The 19,279-nt window shown below is 33.3% G+C and carries 9 protein-coding genes; 8 read left to right on the top strand and 1 reads right to left on the bottom strand.

Annotation, left to right across the window (positions count from 1 at the left end; genetic code table 11):
* Positions 1-30 precede the first annotated feature (30 nt).
* The 7 genes from RBH29_RS06685 (at position 31) to gpmI (ending at position 15,105) form a co-directional block, all read left to right on the top strand.
* Positions 31-7,791, top strand: a complete 7,761-nt coding sequence (locus RBH29_RS06685; protein WP_306695995.1) for an SDR family NAD(P)-dependent oxidoreductase — start codon at positions 31-33, stop codon at positions 7,789-7,791.
* Positions 7,788-8,513 (top strand): 4'-phosphopantetheinyl transferase family protein, encoded by a 726-nt coding sequence (locus RBH29_RS06680; RefSeq protein WP_306695994.1) that lies wholly within the window; start codon positions 7,788-7,790, stop codon positions 8,511-8,513. The genes RBH29_RS06685 and RBH29_RS06680 overlap by 4 nt, the downstream gene beginning before the upstream one ends.
* 134 nt (positions 8,514-8,647) lie before the next feature.
* The gene (locus RBH29_RS06675; RefSeq protein WP_306695993.1) at positions 8,648-9,928 is read left to right on the top strand and encodes a CapA family protein; all 1,281 of its coding nucleotides are present in this window, start codon (positions 8,648-8,650) and stop codon (positions 9,926-9,928) included.
* Positions 9,929-10,338: 410 nt separating this feature from the next.
* On the top strand, positions 10,339-11,349 hold the full coding sequence (gap, locus tag RBH29_RS06670; protein ID WP_306695992.1) for a type I glyceraldehyde-3-phosphate dehydrogenase: 1,011 nt from the start codon (positions 10,339-10,341) through the stop codon (positions 11,347-11,349).
* 151 nt (positions 11,350-11,500) lie between these two features.
* Entirely contained in the window at positions 11,501-12,694 is a 1,194-nt protein-coding gene (locus RBH29_RS06665) for a phosphoglycerate kinase (RefSeq protein WP_306695991.1), read from the top strand.
* Between the two features lie 13 nt (positions 12,695-12,707).
* The gene (gene tpiA, locus RBH29_RS06660) at positions 12,708-13,463 is read left to right on the top strand and encodes a triose-phosphate isomerase (protein WP_306695990.1); all 756 of its coding nucleotides are present in this window, start codon (positions 12,708-12,710) and stop codon (positions 13,461-13,463) included.
* 106 nt (positions 13,464-13,569) lie between these two features.
* Positions 13,570-15,105: a 2,3-bisphosphoglycerate-independent phosphoglycerate mutase gene (gene gpmI, locus RBH29_RS06655; protein ID WP_306695989.1), complete on the top strand. Its 1,536-nt coding sequence runs from the start codon at positions 13,570-13,572 to the stop codon at positions 15,103-15,105.
* Positions 15,106-15,344: 239 nt separating this feature from the next.
* Here the strand turns inward: gpmI and RBH29_RS06650 are convergent, their stop codons facing one another.
* Complete coding sequence (locus RBH29_RS06650) at positions 15,345-16,052, bottom strand: hypothetical protein (protein ID WP_306695988.1); 708 nt, start codon at positions 16,050-16,052, stop codon at positions 15,345-15,347.
* Between the two features lie 617 nt (positions 16,053-16,669).
* Here RBH29_RS06650 and RBH29_RS06645 point away from each other — a divergent pair.
* Positions 16,670-19,177: a glycoside hydrolase family 9 protein gene (locus RBH29_RS06645; protein WP_306695987.1), complete on the top strand. Its 2,508-nt coding sequence runs from the start codon at positions 16,670-16,672 to the stop codon at positions 19,175-19,177.
* The last annotated feature ends 102 nt before the right edge of the window (positions 19,178-19,279 follow it).

The following is a 19,279-nucleotide window of genomic DNA, read 5'->3' as shown; positions in this document are numbered from 1 at the left end:
ACTTTTCAATTATTTTGGGGAGGGGTTAAAATGAACAAGTATTATTATTCTGAAGAAAGAGTTGCAATTGTTGGTATGGGAGGATTGTTTCCGGATGCATCAAATAAAGATGTTTTTTGGGAAAACATTTTAAATAAAAAGGTATCCATTAAAGATGTGCCAAATCACATTTTTAACAGTAAAGTTTTTTACAGACCTGAAATGTATGGACAGGTTAATAAGCAGGATATGTCGTATACAAAAATTGGGGCTTTAATTGATACCGATAAGCTTAATTTTTTAAGTAATAAATATAGAATACCTCCTACTGTAGCTGAACAAATGGATCCAAATCAACACACGGCAATATACTGTGTGGATCAGGCATTGCAATGTATGAAATCTAGCATTCCCAAAGAAAGAGCGGCAGTAATTTTTGGTACAGGAGCACCTGGGACCCGGTATGACAATGTTACAAGAAGAACATACTATTATAGAGTTAAAAATCATTTAATGAATAATTCTAAATTAAAATCCACTTTTACATCTGAAGAAATGGAAGAATTAATTGATTGTATATCAGAAAAGTCCCTTGAAGGCATACTTCCAGTAACAGAAGATAGTGCACCTGGAATGCTTCAAAGCATTAATGCAGGAAGAATATCCAATGTATTTGATTTTTTAGGACCAGCCTATACAGTTGATGCAGCGTGTGCATCAGGGCTTGCAGCTTCTGTTTGCGGGGTAACAGGTCTATTAAGAAGGGATTTTGATGTTGCATTTGTGGGCGGCATTGATGTAACAATGAGTGAAATTCCTATGTCAGCCTTTTCTGCAATAAATGCCTTATCTCCAGATGGTTCATTTCCATTTGACAAAAGGGCAAATGGTTTTGTAATTGGACTTGGCGGAGGAGTGTTGATTTTAAAACGGTTGGAAGATGCACTACGGGATAAGGATGAGATTTTTGGTGTAATATCAGGATTTGGTCAAGGAAGTGATGGAAAAGGTAAAGGGGTTGCTGCTCCAAATAAAGGCGGGCAAATAAGAGTGGTAGAGAATTCTTGTAAAATGGCAGGATATCCTGTGGATACCATTGAGCTTGTTGAAGCTCATGGAACTGGAACACCTGTGGGAGATCAAGTTGAAGTGGAGGCACTCAAAGAGGCCTTTTTAAATTTAGGTGCAGAAAGAAAAAATTATTGTGGTATAGGTTCTGTTAAATCAAACATTGGACATTTAAGGTATGCTTCAGGAGCTCCAGGAATGATAAAGGGTTGTATGGCTCTTTACAATAAAATTCTTCCTCCAACTGCAAATGTTCAGGAGGTAAACCCTAAGCTTAGAATTGAAGATTCTCCATTTTACATACTTAATGAGTCAAAAAAGTGGGAGCAAAAGAGCTGGCATCCAAGACGGGCAAATGTCAGTGCCTATGGGTTTGGGGGAGCTGATTTTCATATTTGTATGGAAGAATTTAGACCAGAATTTGTGAAAAAGTCATATGCTTTTCAAGTAAAAAGTGATGATAATACTAGTTCAATACATCAAAATGAACCTAGAAAATTATCAGAAGTGGTATTGTTTTCAGGCAATACAGTTGAAAGTATAAAGGATTGCTATTTTAAATTTATAGATATAATAAAACAGGGAAATAAGTCTATAGAAGAGACTGTATTAATAAACAACTCTTCAAATTGTGCTAAAGATAAGTATAGATTGGCTATTGTCTTTGATTTCTTAGAAGAATTAAAAGATAAATGGAGTTATTTTGAAAAATGCATGGAAAATAAAGAGTTTTATTCTATGAGTAAAAGAGGAATTTACTTTAAGGAAGGAAAAATCATAAGTTCTGATGAAATGGCATGGATGTTTCCAGGACAGGCATCTCAATATCCTAATATGTTAAAGCAGCTATATGAAAATTATACCTGTGTTGAGTCGTTATACACTCAGGCTGATGCTTTGTGGAGAGGAAAATATGACTATGACATTACCTCTTTTATATTTAGAGAAGATGAAGAAGTATTAGAAGAAGTTTTAAAAGATACAAAAAACACTCATCCTACAATGTTTTTAAGTAATATAGGAATGTATAAGTTGTTAATTGAGTCTGGAATAAGAGCAGATTATATGATAGGACACAGCTTAGGTGAAATAACAGCTCTTTTTGCAAGTGGAATGCTGAATTTGAGAGAGGCTTTGAATCTTGTTGGGGAGAGAGGCTTTTCATTTGACGCCATACCAGAAAAAGACAGAGGAATTTTAATGGGTGTAAAGGAAGATAGGTCAAAACTTGAGAGTATTATAGAAAATGAAGGATTTAATGTAAGTATATCCAACATAAATTCTCCTGAGCAAACTGTCATAGGTGGACAGGCTGAAGAAATAGAAAAAGCATCAAAATACTTAAAAGGTATGAATATTTATAATAAAGTGCTAAATGTCTCACACGGATTTCATACAGCATTAATGAATGAGGCAGCAGAGAGTTTTTATAATAAAATTAAAGACTTTGATTTCTATAGTCCAAAAGAGAAGGTTATGTCATGTCATTTAAATAAATTTTACCCAGATAGAAGGGGAGAACTAAAGGATATACCTGATATTTTAAAAGAGCAAATAATTTCAAAAGTAAATTTTAAGGATGCGATTTTATCACTTTATGATAAAGGGGTAAGAGTATTTATTGAATCAGGTCCTTCAACAGTTCTTACAAACCTTGTGAAGAATATTTTAAGGGATAAAGATGTTATAGTTTTATCCTCAAATAAAAGAGGAGAAAGTGACGTAAAAACTTATAAAAAGCTTTTAGGACAGCTTTTTACTTTAGGTGTTGATGTTACACATGTTCCGTCAAGAGAAAATTTAAAAAGCAATTGTTGCAATGATTCTATAAAAGTGGACAATGAGATTAAAACAATTAAAAAAACAAGTGTATTAAAAGAAAATATTGTTTACAGTGGAGTTTCAGTAGGCTTGCCTGGAACTTTTAAAAAGGCTTTTTCAAATGATAATTTTAATCACATCTTTGAAGGAAGAAATTTTATTGAAAAGCTCACTGATGATGAAATGGAAAGTCTTTTGGATTTAAATATAACAAGGCTTGTAAAAAATGAACAAAAAGTTGTATTTAAAAAACTATCTTTAATTAATGAAGTTATTCAAATAGCAGGTAAGTTTGGTGAATTTGATATGTTAAATGACTATCAAATTGATGAAAAAACGTTAAGTCAGATGACTTTGGATGTTTGTGCAGGAGTAGCTGCAGGGTACGAAGCATTAAAAGATGCTAAAATACCTCTTATGAGAGAAAAGATTTTTACATCTTCTGGCTCTAGTTTAGAAGGAAGACTGGTTCTTCCTAAAGAGATGCAAAGGGATACGGGAATAATATATGCCTGTGGTTTTCCTGCATTTGAACCCTTCATATGTGAAGTGTCAAAGTATATTGCAAGCAAATTTGGAAGCAAAACAAGAAGGGATTTAATAGATTTTTATCAGGAAGTAATTTCAAAAATAAAAGATGATGGAACAAGAAAGATTTTATCTGACTGGTTTAATTTTCACTACTCAAAATTATTAAACAATTCTGGTGAGGAAGATATTTATGAGTTCAATCATGAGTTTTTAATTCAAATTTCCTCTCTGGCAAACAACAGGCTTGCTCAGTTTATTGGAGCTATGGGACCAAATTTTCATATAAGAGCTGCATGTTCTTCCACTGCATCTGCAGTAACGGTTGCAGAGGACTTAATAAGAGGGGGACACGCTAAAAGAATGATAGTGGTAGGTGCCGATAATGCAAGTTCAAAAAAATTGTTGCCATGGATAGGGGGAAGCTTCTTAAGTATGGGAGCGGCCTCAGATTCTGACGATGTGTTTGAAAGCTCTGTGCCTTTTGACAACAGAAGAAATGGAATGATAATTGGAGCTGGAGCTGTAGGACTTGTAATGGAAAAAGAAGAAGATGTAGGTAAAAGAGGTATGAATGGGATTTGTCGTATTTTAGGAACCCATATGTTTAACGCTGCAGGACATCAGGTAAAAATAGAAAGTAAAAAGTACTGTGATGAATTAGATAGATTTATTTCAAAAATGGAGAAAGAACATGGATTTAATAGAATTGAAAATGCAAAAGAGACAGTATATTTTTCCCATGAGACATGTTCGCCTAAAAAAGGTGGTTGTGCTGAAGCTGAAAAGATGGTACTTGAAAAAGTGTTTAAAGAAAAGTATGGAGAAATAAAAATTGTAAATACAAAAGCAATGACAGGACACACAATGGGAGCGTCTTTAGAAGAGGCTGTTGCTGCAAAAGCACTTTTAAAACAGGAGATACCTCCTGTGGCAAACTTTAAGAATGTGGATCCTTCTCTAGAAGGACTTAATATATCCAGTGGAGGACGGCACAATTTTAAATATGCTTTAAGAATGGTAATCGGTTATGGAGGACAGGGAAATTTTCATCTTTTAGAGAAAATATCTTCTGAAGATGCCAGAATTTTTGACAGTGGTATTTATGATAACTGGCTTAGAGAAGTTTCCGGTTTTAAAAATGCACGATTAAAAAATCAGGGAAGAATTCTTGTTGCAGAAGGAGATGCAAATGAAGAAATATCAAAAAATAGTTCTCAAAAAACTGATTTTGATGAGAGCGTTAAAAAAGATGATAAATTAAATAGAGAATCAGAAAAAGAGCAGCCTTCTAAAGTTAAATCTGAAAGCAGTTATTTATCAGATGTACTTGGCATTATATCAGAGGTAACAAAATATCCAACAGAAATGCTTGAAAAGGACATGGAGATGGAAGCGGACTTAGGTATAGACACAGTTAAACAGGCTACCATATTTTCACTTATAGGAGAAAAGTATGGAATGTCAGATGAGGAAAATATAAATATGTCCAGCTATAAAACAATAGGGGATGTTATTGATTTTGTAAAGGATATGCAAAAAGACAGTGGATTACATATGGAAGAAAAAGTAAAAGAGAAAAAAACAGAAATAAAGCAGGAAGCAAAATCAAAGCATGGTGCAGAAGAAGAGGTATTAAAAATTGTATCAGAGGTAACAAAATATCCAGTAGAGATGCTTGAAAAAGACATGGAAATGGAAGCAGACCTTGGCATTGATACAGTTAAACAGGCTACTATATTTTCTATGATAGCAAAAGATTTTAAAATGGATGAAGATGAAGATTTAAATATATCAGAGTACAAAACAATAGGGGATGTTATTGATTTTGTAAAAAATAAATCTGATGTATCGGAAGTAAAAGGTAGAGATATAGACTCAAATAAAAATATAGAGTCAGTCAAAGAAGAAAAGGATTACGAAATTGAAAGAGATCTTAGCCTCCAAGTGCCTGTCTTTGTGGAAGAAAATTTAGGGTCAAAAGATTTTGATTTAAAAGAAAAAAGGATATGGGTTATTGGAGATGAAGAAGAAGTTGTAGGTGAAATATCCAATTATTTTAAAGAGCAGTCAAAACTTGTGGAAGAATTTACATTTGATAGATACAAAGGATCTAAAGAGCTTGAGGATGGTATTTTAAAATTTATGAAAGATAGTGTTGATGTGATAGTTGATTGTAGCCATATAGGCAAAAGTTTTGATATTGACAATATTTCAACAGACAAAGAAGAGGTTTTAAATTTTTTAAATGGTGAAGCAAGATTTTTATTTTATAAAAAGCTTGGAGAAAAGGTTTCACAACCTGAAATAAGAATTGTGTGTGCAGTTTCAATGGATGGATGCCATGGATATTTAAAAGGTGGATGTGAAAATTTAGATCCATTCTTTGGAGCTTTGAGTGGTTTTTACAAAGGTCTTAGAAAAGAGTGGTCAAATTCAAAAGTAAAAATAATAGATGTAGGTGCTGTTGAAAGAGAGGGAGGATTTCAAGAAATTGCATCTAAACTTAAAACTGAGATAGAATGTTCTTCTTTTGACTATGAAATTGGTTATAAGGACAATAAACGTATGGTGCTTAGAATTGATTATCTGGATAAAGTAGAATTACAAAAAGTTAATTACCCTGAAAATATTCACTTTTTAATTTCAGGAGGAGGAAATGGAATTACCTCTGAGATAATAAGGAAATTATCAAAAAAATACAGGGGCAAGTTTACCATTATAGGTCGTACTAAGCTGGAGGATAATATTGAAAGTCTTTCACTGCTTAGCGATGAACAACTGGAAGATAAAAAAATAGAAATAAAAGAACAGTTACAAAAAGAACATTCAAAAGTTACACCTGTAATGGTAAAGGACAAACTTGAAAAGATTAAAAAGGCTATATCAGTGTATAAATTGGTAAATGAGATTAAAAGTGATGGAAACGAGGCTGTGTATATATCCTGTGATGTTAGAAATCATGAACAACTAGAAAAAAATATAAAAAAATCAATTAAAAAGAATGGATCTGTTCATATACTAATTCATGGAGCAGGAATTGAAAGAAGTAAACTTTTAAAAGATAAGAGGGTTGAGGAATTCAAAGATGTTTTCTCTGTAAAGGTTAAAGGTTTTTTAAATCTTTACAGATTGTTAGAGAAAAAAGAGCTAAAAGCAATTATTGGGTTCTCATCCATATCTGGAAGGTTTGGAAATGAAGCACAGTTAGACTATTGTGCAGCCAACAGTTTTATTAATGGGTTTATCTCTTCATTTAAGTCAAAATATCAAAACATCCATGGACTGAGTATAGCTTGGTCTGGGTGGAAAGATTTAGGAATAGCTTGGAGAAACGAATATTTAAAAGAAAACTTTGAAGAAATAGGGCTAAATCTTATCGAGCCAGAAAGAGGAGCTTTAGAGTTTGTTAATCTTTTAGAGGGGAAAACAAGTTCAAATGAGGTTATTGTAAGCAAAGGCCTTGAGTTTATTATGCCAGAAAAGATAGCTTATGAAAATCCTCCCAAAACTTTATTTATTGACTGGATAAGTAAAAGAAATGGTTTAATTGAAAAAGCTTTTAAGGTTTTTTCAGTAAAAAAAGATCCAATTATAAATCAACATAGATTAGGGGAAACACCATTAATGCCAGCAGTTGCGTTTATGGAAATGTTTGCCCAATATCACAGTCTGGTTTTTGGAAGAAAAGATCAGTATTGTTTTAAAAACCTGATACTCTATAAGCCCTGTAAGCTTTTTTATGAAAGACCTCAGGAGATTATTTTAGATGCAAAAAGAGGAGAAGAAAAAGAGGGTTTTAAAGGAGAGATATACACATATTTAGATTCTAAATATGGTATTTCAAAACTTATTAATTTAAATAGTATGGAGATAAGTTCTTCAATTTCAGATTACAGTGATTTACTCAATATAAGGGGTATTGAAAATGAACCTATGGAAGAAGGGTTTACAAGAGCAAATCTTGAAAATTATCATGAAAAGAATCCAAACTCTATAGTGTTAGGTCCCTTATTTATAGATGAAGAGATTGAAAACAATAAGTGTATGAGAAATAGTAAAGGTGCAATGTTCTCTATGACACTTCCAGAGGAAGAAATTAATAATGAAAAATATAATCTAGAGGAATTATTAATTAATCCAGCCTTTATGGATTCAATTTTTCAAGTGTGTGGCGTACATACTGCTTACAATAATGACAGAGTGTTTTTGCCATGGAAAGTAGAAGAAGTTGGGGTTGTACAGGTTCCAAGAGAATACTGTGGATATAAAGTTTACTCAAGGTTAAAAGAAGAGGGGGATGAGTATAAAAAGTATGATGTGATAATGCTAAATCAATATGATGAAGTTTGCTATTATGCAAAAAATGTAGTAATGAGGCAAATTAGCTTATGATATTAAAAGAAACAAAATATTTATTTGAACGGAATGTTGAAAGGTTAAAAAAAAATAGTAGCTTAAATTATGCCTTAGTAGACATGAATGAGAAAATGGAAGTTAATAATGATGAGCATTTATCTTTTCTGTCAAAAAAAGAGATAGAATACTTAAAAGCATTTAAAATTTACAAAAAAAAGATTCAGTGGATATGTGGCAGATATGCAGTGAAAAAAGCCTTTTTTAAATATAAAATTTCAAGGAAGAGTATTGTAGATTTAAGTTGTGTAGATGTTTTGAAAGGGGCAGATTCTGCCCCTTATATCTTGCAGTATCCAAATATAAATGTATCCATTACACACTCATTTCCATATTGTGTTGGTGTAATATCAGAAAGCAAGGTGGGTGTGGATATTGAAAAGTTTTTTACTGTGGAGGATTCTTTAATTGATTTCTTTTTTTCAGACAGAGAAAAGAGTCTTTTGTCTAAAATAACTGACCCACATCAACGCAATGTACAAGCAATAAAATATTGGACCAGAAAAGAAGCAGTTTCTAAATTTTTAAGGCTGGGAATGAAAATGAATTTTAAAGAATTGGACACTGTAGATAATGAATTAAAGATAGGCAATTATAAAATAAGTCTTTTTTCATTTGAATTTTCTGATTGCTGCCTATCTTTAGCAATTCAAATTGGGGACGGTTCTTCGGATTCAATTTGGGGACGGTTCTTGAATTGAATTACTAAAGATAACACCTTAATTAACATTGAAATATGGATAATAAAATGGTAACGTATGACTATAAGCTTGTAAATTGTAAAAGAACAGTTTTGTTTTATTAATTATCTAAAACTAAAAAGTGAGGTGTAGGCATGAGAAAACATTATAAATATGTTGCCATAGTTACTATAGCTCTTTTTCTTATTGCACCATTAGGTTGTGAACCCATAAACCAGCCTGATGATGTTAACACTTCTTCAGAGATTGAAAATGAAATTCCTGAATGGGAAGACAAAGAAGGTACTAATCAGAAACAGCATGAAGAAGTTAGTCCAACAGGAGAAACCATTCCAACAGAAGAAGTTCAGTTAGAAGAGCCACAGACCATTACAATAACTGCGGTGGGGGACATAATGTGTCATAATTCCAATTTGGAGAGTGCATTTAATCCTGAGACAGGCAAATATGATTTCACTAAGGCTTTTGAACATGTTAAGGAATACATAGAACATGGAGATTTAGCCATTGCAAATCTTGAAACGGTTACGGCAGGGGAAGAAGAAAAGTACACAAGCTTCCCCTATTTTAACACTCCTGATTCTATACTGGAAGCATTAAAATATGCAGGGTTTGATGTGCTTGTTACTGCAAATAATCATGCCCTAGACAGAAAGAAAGATGGGGTTTTAAGAACGATAGAAAAGATAAATGAAAATGGTATGATACATGTAGGAACCTTGGCAAAACCAGAGGATGAAAGATTTATAACTGTTGACGTTAAAGGATTTAAAGTTAGTATTATTGCGTATTCTTACAGTTGTAACGGAAATTCCCCTTTTCTAAGTGAGGAAGAACGCAAATATATGCTAAATTTAATAGATGAAGAAAAAATAAAGGAAGATATTAAAAGTGCTAAGGAAATTGATTCTGATGTTATAATTGCTTACATGCATTGGGGGAATGAATATCATAGGACGCCAAATGTCCATCAGGAGGAATTAGCAAGCAAGATATTCGACTGGGGAGCTGACATTATATTGGGGACTCACCCTCATGTTATTCAAAAATCAGAGGTGCTGGAAGTTGAGGGTAAAGACAGGTATATTATATATTCAATGGGCAATTTTATATCAAATTTTCGCAGGGAGGATCAGGCAGAAAGACCAAACAAAATATATACAGAAGATGGGGTTATTGTTCGTATCACTTTAGAAAAACGTAATGAAAATGGAGAAGAGCAAACTATAATAAAAAGTGTGAAGCATATTCCCACATGGGTTGACAAGTTTTATGAAAATGGCAGATCAGTTCATAAAATACTTCCAGTTTTAAAGGAGAATATGGAAAAAAACTTTATCAACGATAATAACAGAGAAAAAGCTTCTGATTCATATGATCACACAATGGAACTAATGACTCAATTTGGGGACTGACTCAAATAGGGGGACTCAAATAGGGGACTCAAATAGGGGACGGTTCTTGAATTGAATTTTTGTAAAAATTCAATTCAAGAACCGTCCCCTATTTGAATGATTAACCGTCCCCTATTTGAATGATTAACCGTCCCCTATTTGAATGATTAACCGTCCCCTATTTGAATGATTAACCGTCCCCTATTTGAATGATTAAAAATAAAATAGGTGGGTATACTACTTTTATTAAATACTATATGAACTTTGTTAAAAAATTAATTATTTTTTTGATATAGGTATTGAAAATCAAAAAGAAATAATATAAAATATTCATGGTGTATTATATATTTGCAGTTTATGAATATATTTTTGCATTTATGCTACCATGTAGCTTATAATAAGTACTAATAATTACATAGGAGGAATAAATTATGGCAGTAAAAGTTGGAATTAATGGTTTTGGTCGTATAGGACGTTTGGTTTTCAGAGCTTCTATCGACAATCCAGATGTTGAGGTTGTTGGTATCAATGACCCATTTATTGATCTTGATTACATGAAGTATATGTTAAAGTATGACACTGTACATGGTCAATTTAAAGGTGAAATTTCAGTTGATAACGATAAGTTAGTTGTTAACGGAAAGAAAATAAGTGTTTATGGAAGTAAAGATCCAGCAGAAATCCCATGGAGTAAATGTGGAGCAGAGTATGTAGTAGAATCAACAGGTGTATTTAAAACAATTGACACAGCATCAGCTCATATAAAAGCTGGAGCTAAAAAAGTTGTTATCAGTGCTCCATCAGCAGATGCTCCAATGTTTGTTATGGGAGTTAACAATGAAAAATATACAAAGGATATGACTGTTGTATCTAATGCTTCATGTACAACAAACTGTTTAGCACCTATTGCTAAAGTAATGCATGACAATTTTGGTATAGTTGAAGGTTTAATGACAACTGTACACGCTACAACTGCTACACAAAAGACAGTTGATGGTCCTTCACAGAAAGACTGGAGAGGTGGACGTGCAGCAGCAGGGAATATTATTCCTTCATCCACTGGTGCAGCAAAGGCTGTTGGTAAGGTTATTCCTGAATTAAATGGAAAACTTACAGGAATGGCTTTTAGAGTACCAACTCTTGATGTGTCTGTTGTAGACTTGACTTGCCGTTTAGAAAAAGCAGCTAGTTACGATGATATTAAAGCAGCAGTTAAGAAAGCTTCAGATAATGAATTAAATGGTATATTAGGATATACTGAAGATGATGTAGTATCATCAGATTTTATTGGTGAGGCACAGACTTCAGTATTTGATGCTAAAGCGGGTATAGCTTTAAATGATAACTTTGTTAAGCTTGTCGCATGGTATGACAATGAATGGGGTTATTCAAGTAAAGTTGTTGACCTTGTTGCTTATATGGCTTCAGTTGATGCAAAGTAATTGATTTAGACTTATAAGATTGCATTAAAAGGTTCGGTTATATAACCGAGCCTTTTTAAAAATAAATGTGGTAAAATATACATATTTTAAGTTTGATGTTATCAAAAATTAAGGGGATATAAAATTACAGTATGTTAAGGAGAGTGAACTTATGGGAATGATGAATAAAAAAACTATTGAAGATATAGATGTTAAAGGCAAAAAAGTTATTGTAAGAGTTGATTTTAATGTGCCTTTAGATGAAAACAAAAAAATCACAGATGACAAGAGAATTGTTGGTGCACTTCCTACCATCAAATACTTGGTTGACAATGGTGCAAAAACAATACTTGTGTCACATTTGGGAAGACCTAAAAATGGCTTTGAAGACAAATTCAGTATGAAGCCGACGGCTGACAGATTAGGAGAGCTTTTAGGAAAAGAAATAATAATGGCTAAAGATGTAATTGGAGAAGATGCAAAAGAAAAGGCAGCTTCTTTAAAAGAAGGTGAAGTTCTTATACTTGAAAATGTAAGATTTCATAAAGAAGAAACTAAAAATGATGCTGCTTTTGCTAAAGAATTGGCAAGTATGGCAGAAATATATGTAAACGATGCATTTGGAACTGCTCATAGAGCACATGCTTCAACAGCAGGTCTTGCAGATAATCTTCCGGCAGCTTGTGGATATCTTATAAAGAAAGAAATTGACTTTATGGGAAAAGCTCTTTCAAATCCAGAAAGGCCTTTTGTAGCAATATTAGGTGGAGCTAAAGTATCAGATAAAATAGCTGTTATAGAAAATCTTATTGAAAAAGTAGATACTCTTATAATTGGTGGGGGAATGGCGTATACATTCTTTAAAGCTAAAGGATATGGAGTAGGTACTTCCATATGTGAAGACGATAAAGTTGAATTGGCTAAAAGTTTATTGGAAAAGGCAGAGAAAAAAGGTGTTAAAATGCTACTTCCAGTAGACAACGTTATAGCAACTGAATTTAAAAATGATTCAGAAAGCCAGGTAGTTGAGTCAAGTAAAATTCCTGATGGTTGGATGGGTATGGATATAGGCCCTAAGACTATAGAATTATTTTCAAATGAATTAAAAAATGCAAAAGTAACTGTTTGGAATGGACCTATGGGAGTTTTTGAATTTCCTAATTTTGCAAATGGATCAAAAGCAATTGCAAAGGCAGTTGCAGAGTCAGGTGCAACTTCTATTATTGGCGGCGGTGATTCAGCAGCAGCTGTTGAGCAACTTGGTTATGCCGATAAAATAACTCATATATCTACTGGAGGAGGAGCTTCTTTAGAGTTCCTTGAAGGAAAGGTACTTCCAGGAATAGATGTTTTAATGGACAAATAAGGGGGAAAATATAGTGAGTAGAAAAAAGATTGCAGCAGGAAACTGGAAAATGAACAAAACAGCTAAAGAAGCAGTTGAATTTGTTCAGGATTTAAAAGAAAAAGTTGCGGGTGCTGATACGGAAGTTGTTGCAGGGGTGCCTTTCGTGTGTATTCCATTAGTTAAAAAAACTGTTGAAGGTTCAAATATAAAAGTGGCAGCACAAAATATGCATTGGGAAGAAAATGGGGCTTTTACAGGTGAAGTATCCGGTCCTATGTTAGCTGATTTGGAAGTGGACTATGTTATAATAGGGCACTCTGAAAGAAGGCAGTACTTTGCAGAAACTGATGAGACAGTAAACAAAAAAGCTCACGCAGCGTTTAAATATGGACTAAAGCCTATTATTTGTGTTGGAGAGTCATTGACACAAAGAGAGCAGGGCATAACTTCTGAGTTGGTAAGATATCAAGTAAAAATAGCTCTTTTAGGTCTTAGTGCAGATCAAGTTAAAGAAACTGTTATAGCTTACGAACCTATATGGGCTATTGGAACAGGTAAGACAGCTACAAGCCAGCAGGCACAGGAAGTTTGTGCTGTAATAAGAAAAGTTGTAGAGGAACTTTATGGAAAAGACGTGGCAGAGGCTGTTAGAATACAGTATGGTGGAAGTGTCAAGGCTGCAAATGCAGCAGAACTTTTCAATATGCCTGATATAGATGGAGGACTTGTAGGTGGTGCAAGCCTCAAGCTAGACGAGTTTGAAAAAATAGTTAATTACAATAAATAGTAATGAAACATATGTTAATATTTTAAACCCCCTTTTAATTGACATAAGGGGGTTTAAATTTTGAAATCTTGTTTTTTCAACTATGAAAAGAAAGGAAGGTTATAGTATGAAAGATAAATTGGTTGCGTTAATTATTTTAGATGGTTTTGGATTAAATCCAAAAGATGATGGAAATGCTATAAAAGCTGCCAACAAACCTAACATTGACAGGCTTATGAAAGAGTATCCCAACACCGTTATTAAGACAAGTGGAATGGATGTAGGACTTCCTGATGGACAGATGGGTAACTCGGAAGTAGGGCATACAAATATTGGGGCAGGAAGAATTGTATATCAGGAACTTACCCGTATCACAAAATCTATTAAAGACGGCGATTTCTTTGAAAAGAAAGAGTTTATTGATGCTATAGAAAATTGCAAAAAACACAATTCCAAGCTTCATTTGTTTGGTCTTTTATCTGATGGAGGTGTACATAGCCATAATACCCATTTGTATGGATTATTGGAATTGGCTAAGAAAAAAAATCTCAACGATGTATATGTGCACTGTTTCTTTGATGGAAGAGATGTGCCGCCAGACAGTGCAAAGGGATATGTTGAAGAATTAGAGGAAAAGCTAAAAGAAATAGGTGTAGGTAAAATTGCTTCTGTAATGGGAAGGTACTATGCAATGGACAGAGATAACAGATGGGAAAGAGTTCAGCTTGCCTATGATGCTATGGTACTATCTAAAGGGTTAGAGGCTCAAAGTTCAGTTGAAGCTGTTGAAGAGTCATATAAACGTGAAGAATATGATGAATTTGTAAAGCCTACTGTAATTAAAGACAATGATACTCCTGTAGCAGCTATAGGCGAAAATGACTCAATCATATTTTTTAATTTCAGACCTGATAGGGCAAGAGAAATAACAAGAACATTTACAGATGCTGATTTTAAAGGCTTTGAAAGAGAAAAAGGATATTTTCCTGTACACTTTGTATGTATGACACAGTATGATAAAACTTTTGAAAATGTGCAGGTGGCATTTAAGCCAGAAAGCCTTAAAAATACTTTTGGAGAGTACATCAGTAAGTTAGGTTATAAGCAGCTTAGAATTGCAGAAACTGAAAAATATGCACATGTAACATTCTTCTTTAATGGAGGAGTGGAAGCTGTGTATGAGGGAGAAGACAGAGCTTTAATACCATCTCCTAAAGTTGCAACTTATGATATGCAGCCTGAAATGAGTGCATATGAAGTAACTGATGAGGTTGTAAAGAGAATAGATAAAAAAGCTTATGATGTAATAGTATTAAACTATGCAAATCCTGATATGGTTGGACATACAGGTGATTTTGATGCAGCTAAATCTGCTATAGAAGCTATTGATGAGTGTCTTGGAAGAGTTATACCTGCAATACTAAATCAGGGTGGGGTAGCGTTAATTACTGCAGACCATGGTAACTCTGAGCAAATGAAGGATTACCATAGTGGAGGTGCTTTTACAGCACATACAACAAATCCTGTTCCCTTAATTGCAATAGGTTTAGGTGATGCTTCTCTAAAAGAAGGTCGATTAGCAGATCTTGCTCCTACAATGCTTGATATTATGGGCGTTGACAAACCTAACGAAATGACAGGAGAGTCTATAGTGAAAAAGTAAACTGTTAGCTTAAGTTAAATATATGGAACTCGGGTGGAGTATAATCTCCACCTGAGGGTTATAATAGGCTAAAATGTGGTTTCCAAAATAATTATTTATATCTAGACTCATTAATTATTACTTAAAGAGACAATTTATTAAACTAATACTGCTTGTTAATTACATAATTATTCAAATCTTTGGTAAACACGTGAATGTTAATCATATTCTAAAGCCCTAATATTTAGCATTGGCGTATATCAATAATCAAGCAAAATATCGCCCAAGGTATCGGCTGATTCATAGGATTTTAAGAATTCATTTGTTTTTTCCTTCATAGAAAGAATAATATTCACCCAATAATCATCTTTTATTCCGTTTTTGTGATACTTAGCAGTACTGCTTGTTCTTACACCTCCTTTATCTGGATAAAGCACATCACCAAGGTGTTCTAAAAAGGACTGTTTCCACAATTCATTTACAGATTGAATTATTAATATTTTTTCTAATTGGGATTGATTCAAAGGATATTCTTTTGAGTCATCTGTCTCTAAAAGCCATGCTTGATAGTTTTTATAACCATCCTCTTGAGATAAGCTTTTGGCAAATAAAATAAAAAAATTCCCAATACTTTCAGGATTTCTAAAAAAAGAATCATCAATATCGTCTATGCGATTTAAGGTATTTAAAGCTAATTTATCGTATTTATGAATTTTCCTAGATATAGCAGAATTATACCTTAACAATTGTTCCAACTGATAGATTGAAATGGTTTCGGATTCTATAATATCACTGTACATTTCTCTATTGTATTGTATTGGTGAATGTATCCTTGAAGAAAAATCAGTAAATGTAGTAGATGATAAATAACTTATGTATTTTTGGTTTTCTTTGTATTGGTAATACAAGGTGCTAGATAAAGCAATAAATAATAAAAATATGACTACTACCACTATTTTTTGTCTCATTGTTTTAACCTCTAAATTATAAAAAAATTACATATACTATTATATTAAATAATAGTATAGTTATCAAACTAACAATAGAGAACAAAGGAACAAAAGCTAAAATAGATTTTGTTCCTTTGCTTAATAGTGCTTTTTTGAAATTAAATGAACTTGCTTTGGGTGTTAAGGATACCTCTAATTACGTAAAAAGCGTATACTTTAGCCATGGCAAACTTTTTATGTAATTATTTATTCAAAAAAGCATTAAAAGATAACTATACAATGGACACTAATATATAGTTATCAAACCTTTCTGTTTAATATTATATATATATAATATTTGCCAATAGTTAAAGAGAAAAATTTTTGTTTAGTAGGCATTTTTTATTTTTAAAAGCTTAAAAATGTTGCTTATCAAGCAAATAACTTGTTTTTAAAGTTAATTTCTTGCTTGATTTTTCAAGGTGCGACAACTTGAGATATAGATTAATTCATTCTAATATCTAAATTATTTTCAGATATGAAAACAATATAATTTTGGAACATAAATAATTATGAGGCGTATAAAACTATTGAGAGAAGAATTACAGTAAAACCTTATGTATTGTTTTTTAAAATGTTTATGGGAGGGTATAGGTATGAAAATTAGGAATCTATTTGCTTTGATTATGTGTGTTGTAATATTATGTACGTCTCTAACTACTATAATGACGGTAGTTAATGCAAGTGCAAGTGCACCTGAAGGATGGAGGGATCTTCCAGACTTTTATGTATTTAAAGACAATGTCAGCGGGTGGTCTGGGTCTGGTGCAGATGAATTGGAAACTGTAAATGGTAATTTACCTGTTGATTCTGAAGTAACATATGAAAATTTACCTTCTTTGAGATTTAATCTTACAAGTACGCTTACATCTGGGTGGATGACGGTGATACTTACATTGGCAGAATGGAATAGCCATGATGTATCTCGCTATGTTCCAAATGGACATCTAGAATTTTATGTAAAAGGCGAAAATGGAGGAGAAGAGTTTTTAATTGGTGCAATTGATAATGTGACCGAGCGTTCATCTGGAGTAGAGAATAGAATAACAAAACCAATAACAGATTACTGCACAGTTACTACTGAGTGGCAACACGTAAAGATACCTTTAAAGGATATTTTAGATCCATCACTGGATATGGATCCATACAATGCAAAGGCTATCGTCTTGGACAGAGTGGGTGAGGAGCCATTTTGTGTTTGGATAAATCAACTTAAATTAACATCTCCTGACAAAGAAAATGCATTTCCTGCTATTAAAGTAAATCAAGTAGGTTTTTTGGAATCTTCTGAAAAATATGCCTTTGTTACAGGATTCCAGGATGATTTTAATGCTACTGTGGGAACAGAGTTTCAAGTAAAGAGGGTTTCTGACAACTCAGTTGCTTATAGTGGTCAATTGGATCTAGTTACAGAGTATGACGAATATGATTCTGGAGAAAAGGTTTTAAAAGCTATATTTACGGATCTAGAAGAATCTGGTCTTTATTACATTACAGTTAGTGCAGATGGCATAGATAATTCTCCTAGATTTAAGATAGGAAATGACATTTATGAGAATCTATTGACTGATGCAACAAGATACTTTTATTATCAACGTGCAAATATAGACCTAGTGGCTCCCTATTGCACAGATTACCCTAGAGAAGATAGAACACCTCAGGATTTTAATTGTCCTTTTGCCTCTGATTCTTCTATTACAAAAGATGTATCAAAGGGATGGTATGATGCAGGTGATCCTAATAAGTATGTAAGTACTGGAGCGGAGGCGATATCTACTCTATTGTGGGCTTATGAAATGTTCCCTGAGGTATTTTCTGATAATCAGAATAATATTCCTGAAAGCGGAAATGGTGTTCCTGATATACTTGACGAGGTAAGGTGGGAGCTTGAGTGGATTTTAAAAATGCAAGATTCAATAAGCGGTGGTTTCTACCCACGGGTCACATTTACAGATAACTTTACAAGTGGCGAAAGAGTTATAATGGATAAACAAGGTGATACTACAAATATAAGATCTACAGTCGATACTGCAAGTGCAGTTGCAGTTTTAGCTCATGCTTCAATAATATATGAAAAATATGATTCAGTGTTTGCTCAAAAATGCTTAGATGCTGCTAAGGAAGGATGGCAGTTTCTTCTTGAAAATCCCGATAATATTAGCTCTCCAGATGGACCTTATACCACAGATTCTGATGAATGTGAAAGGTTTTGGGCTGCTGGATCTATGTATAGAGTTACTGATGATTCAAGTTATAATGATTACATAGAGGCAAATTATATGAATGCAGCTAGTACTTTAGAGGGTACAAGCGGGGATTGGTCTATTCCGTGGAATAATGGATTTTTTCATTACATGAAATCTCAAAACCCCAGTAGTGAAATTGAGATTTGGTACAGGGATAAATTTGCTACATGGACAAACAATACAATAAACAGGTACAAAAACAACCCATGGGGTAATGTGATTCAATACGGTAATTATTACTGGGGTAGCAACAGTATAATACTCGGTTTGCCGAGGGAAGCTTTGATTGGTTCTGTAATTCTTGGAACAAACAACGATGACATTAAAAGGATGGCATTTTCTTCATTAAACTGGATATTAGGAGCAAATCCTATGAGAAAGAGTTTTGTATCTGGATATGGAGATGATTCTATTAAAGAAATATTTGCTACATGGAGTGAAGATGGACTACCAGGTATTCCCAAGGGGATTATGCCAGGAGGTCCTAATAAATATGAAGGTGAAGGATTATCAATATTCCCAGCCAAATGTTATCTAGATAGTGCTTCTAACTTTACCACAAATGAGCACACTATTGCTTGGAATGCTCTTCTTGTGTTTATGGTTGCATTTGCTGACAGTATAGAAACTTCGCAAAATAATCAATTAGTTGGAGATTTGAATGGTGATGGTAAAGTTGATTCTACAGACTATACCCTAATGAAAAGATATATTTTACGGATAACATTGGATCTTCCTGTAAAGGATGAGTTGATAGTTGCTGATTTAAACCGTGATGGAATAATTGACTCTACCGACTGTGCAATTCTAAAAAGATACCTACTTGAACAAATACAAGAACTTCCTCATACAAACTAAAGAATATATAAAAAGTGATTTTTGTATTTAGTTTATAGTTTTTTGTGTAATGCTGCCCACTAAGGGGCAGCATTATTTTATGTGTGCCTATCATAAGAGATA

Origin of the sequence: Herbivorax alkaliphila, assembly GCF_030848475.1 — a bacterium.
Taxonomy (GTDB): Bacteria; Bacillota; Clostridia; order Acetivibrionales; family Acetivibrionaceae; genus Herbivorax.
This window is presented reverse-complemented; position numbering and strand designations above follow the sequence as displayed.

Bases quoted from the DNA above. Each gene is read 5' to 3' on its own strand.
- gpmI (WP_306695989.1), top strand. From the start codon at position 13,570: ATGAAAGATAAATTGGTTGCGTTAATTATTTTAGATGGTTTTGGATTA.
- RBH29_RS06685 (WP_306695995.1), top strand. From the start codon at position 31: ATGAACAAGTATTATTATTCTGAAGAAAGAGTTGCAATTGTTGGTATG.
- RBH29_RS06680 (WP_306695994.1), top strand. From the start codon at position 7,788: ATGATATTAAAAGAAACAAAATATTTATTTGAACGGAATGTTGAAAGG.
- gap (WP_306695992.1), top strand. From the start codon at position 10,339: ATGGCAGTAAAAGTTGGAATTAATGGTTTTGGTCGTATAGGACGTTTG.
- RBH29_RS06665 (WP_306695991.1), top strand. From the start codon at position 11,501: ATGGGAATGATGAATAAAAAAACTATTGAAGATATAGATGTTAAAGGC.
- RBH29_RS06645 (WP_306695987.1), top strand. From the start codon at position 16,670: ATGAAAATTAGGAATCTATTTGCTTTGATTATGTGTGTTGTAATATTA.
- RBH29_RS06675 (WP_306695993.1), top strand. From the start codon at position 8,648: ATGAGAAAACATTATAAATATGTTGCCATAGTTACTATAGCTCTTTTT.
- RBH29_RS06650 (WP_306695988.1), bottom strand. From the start codon at position 16,052: ATGAGACAAAAAATAGTGGTAGTAGTCATATTTTTATTATTTATTGCT.